We start from the raw sequence: 1253 nt of genomic DNA, 5'->3' as shown, positions 1-1253 counted from the left end.
CTATTCACACCACAAAAGGATATGCTGCTCCCACTAGTCCAAATCGTGCTCTCTTTTGGCCGCCCCCTGATTAACTCAACCCAGAAGCAAGGTCTTATGCAGTCTAATCCTGTCAGTTCCGGATGCTGGACAAAACTCCCGCTATATCCTGACCAATCAGTTATTGCTACTATATCTTGTTTCACTGAAAATTCACTGTCCGTTCCAGTCCACCCATTTGGATCCCAAATCATTTCAAAACCGCTCCTGGAATTAGTGCTTTTGGTTCTCCCGATCCAAACACCATTACCGTATTTAAATGAAAACCCTTTTATCCCATATGCCCCGTTGAGGGACATTGGACCACAGCTCCCTGTCCCATCGTTTGGTCGTGGATTGTCTCCGAAAACCCCACTGCAAATATACCCTATTTGATACTCCAAATTCTGATTGAAAGTTACCCACGGCCTATTTGAGCCATGCCAATTGTCCCTGCACACACACATTATTTCGCCAGAATCAGGATAACAGGAGCATTCCTCATAGTGATAATTAGGAGCATTCAATTCGACTGATTTAACTACTTTCCCTTTTTCTATTTTGAAGATCTTATATGATGCCTGTCCATTACTTGGTCCATCTGTCATTACAGTAAAGCAGGAGCCATTTACACATGCACATTCAGACTCTTGAGTCCTCAGTATGTTGTTCCTCCAACTCTTGATAGTATCTGTTATTATGCCATTGTATTTCAACACAGCCACAGCCCCATTGTCTGGACCAGAAATTCCAATTGTCAACCAACTGGTGCCATCATGGCAAGCACTTGCTGACCAAGCAACAGACTCAAACCTCGAGTTATATGGGGAGGGAGCCTCACCCACAGGACAACTCATTAGCGTTCTGTGAGGGCTCCTGTCTTTGACAGTCCCGTTGGAGTGCTTGTCATTCAATAAGGCTCCATGAGTCAAAAAGAAAGTCCTGCATTCCATGTGGGAGCATGAGATGAACGGCTCTCTAATTACAAACACATCCCCCTTGGATCCAATCCTTATACTGTTGTCTTTACTGTGTACAGCCCATCCTCTAATGGGGCAAAGAGATGAACTGCCCGTTAATGTTATTGAAGCCACAGCGTTCTCAGTAAGAAAATTAGTATTTCTGATTGGTTCAGCTTGGTGTTGATTCCCTGTTTGAATTGAATGACTGACCAATATTGAAATCATGTTCCCAATCTGCAACATTAAGCTAACTATTCCAATTATCATACAGAT

1 protein-coding gene is annotated in these 1253 nt (G+C 43.3%); it reads right to left on the bottom strand.

Annotated elements, in window-relative coordinates; genetic code table 11:
* Window positions 1-1253, bottom strand: a 1253-nt coding sequence (locus AN963_RS00020; protein WP_152985588.1) for a sialidase/neuraminidase family protein, incomplete at both ends; no start/stop codon positions are given.

The sequence above is a fragment of the Brevibacillus choshinensis genome (assembly GCF_001420695.1).
Taxonomy (GTDB): domain Bacteria; phylum Bacillota; class Bacilli; order Brevibacillales; family Brevibacillaceae; genus Brevibacillus; species Brevibacillus choshinensis.
The sequence above is the reverse complement of the archived record's forward strand: the minus strand, read 5'-3'. Positions and strand labels throughout refer to the sequence as shown.